At 63.8% G+C, this 954-nt stretch carries 1 protein-coding gene and 1 pseudogene; one reads left to right on the top strand and one right to left on the bottom strand.

Translation table 11 applies throughout. The annotated features are described in order from the left end of the window. Positions 1-220: pseudogene (locus EN781_RS33260) on the bottom strand (amino acid permease); the annotation flags it as partial. 175 nt (positions 221-395) lie between these two features. Here EN781_RS33260 and EN781_RS33255 point away from each other — a divergent pair. After that, positions 396-954: IclR family transcriptional regulator (locus EN781_RS33255; RefSeq protein ID WP_145965820.1), on the top strand; the 559-nt coding region annotated here is incomplete at its 3' end.

Genomic DNA, 954 nt, shown 5'->3' with positions numbered 1-954 from the left:
ACATGGCGACGTAGCCCACCGCGAACAACAGCAGCAGAACCGTCACGATGAGATAGGTGCCGGCAAAACCGGCGCCGTTGCCCATCAGCATGCCAAGCGGCGTGCCACCCGCCACAGCCGTGAGCGGCGCCGCGGCCGAGATCACCATGAAGGTGATGGCGCCAACGCCAAGGCTGTTCTTCCTCAGCCGGTTCAGTTCGCCGGCTTCAATTGTCGTCATCTTTCCCTCCAGATCCGCGCTTGCGGAAACCAAGTGTCCCTGAAATGCCGGGCCTTCTGCTGGGCCATCAACGTTTCACTATTTGCAACAGCATTTCGAATATAGACTTGCAAAGGAATCGACTTGCTGTCAAGTTAATTCGCACGTTAAGTATCTGATGGAGGATCAGACCGGGATGGGCACGGTGAGCAAAGCCATTTCGCTGCTGGAAATGCTCGGCCGCAGCGCGCCCGAGACGGCGCTTGCCGACCTTGCCAGGCGCGCCGGTTTCGACAAGGCGACGACGCGGCGGCTACTGGTCTCGCTCATCGAGCACGGGCTGGTGGAGCAGGACGAAGCCACGCGGCTCTACCGGCTGGGCGCCGGCATCGCGCGGCTGGCGCTGATGCGCGAGGCGCAGTTTCCGTTCCTGCGCATGGCGGTGCCGGTGGTCGAGCAGCTGGCGGCCGAGACCGGCGAGACCGTGCATTTGTCGGAATATTCAAAGCGCGGCCTGATTTCGGTCCATGTCATCGAGTCGGCCAAGGCCAACCGCGTCAGCGTGCAACTTGGCGAGGTGCTGCCGATGCATGCGACGGCGTCCGGAATTGCCTTCCTGGCGTTCACCGAGGAGCATGTCCGCGCCGGCGTCCTCGCGGGACCGCTGCCGGCCTTCACGCCCTACACGATCGGCGACGCCGAAACGCTCGCCGAACATATCGCCGCCGCCCGCGCGCGCGGCCATTCGACCGGCT

Origin of the sequence: Mesorhizobium sp. M4A.F.Ca.ET.090.04.2.1 (assembly GCF_003999085.1) — a bacterium.
Classification (GTDB): Bacteria; Pseudomonadota; Alphaproteobacteria; order Rhizobiales; family Rhizobiaceae; genus Mesorhizobium.
Note: the sequence above shows the minus strand (reverse complement) of the source record. Positions and strands in the feature narration are given on the sequence as shown.